This window comes from Tepidibacillus infernus (assembly GCF_048898065.1).
GTDB lineage: Bacteria > Bacillota > Bacilli > Tepidibacillales > Tepidibacillaceae > Tepidibacillus_B > Tepidibacillus_B infernus.
Genome location: NZ_JBLWFI010000042.1, coordinates 1 through 259, shown reverse-complemented (window position 1 = coordinate 259; position 259 = coordinate 1). Strand labels below are relative to the sequence as shown.

General features: G+C 34.4%; 1 pseudogene. It reads left to right on the top strand.

The window, feature by feature from the left end:
- Positions 1-11: 11 nt before the first annotated feature.
- Positions 12-259, top strand: a pseudogene (locus TEPIDINF_RS14910) (transposase); the annotation flags it as partial.

The window sequence follows — 259 nt, the reverse complement described above, 5'->3', positions numbered from 1 at the left end:
CTGATATATCAATGAAATTAGACAGTAATAACCATTCTGTGTTCCTCCTATATTATCATCTTGTTCTGGTCGTAAAATATCGCAGACAAGTGATTGATGATACCATATCTGACTATGCAAAAGATATGTTTGTTAGACTGGGTGAAAATTACAATATTTCCTTAGTAGAATGGAATCACGATGTTGAGAAGCTTTTGCTTACTCACAACGGGTGGTGCGCCCATTGAAGTGATAAAGAAATATATAGAAAATCAAGGTA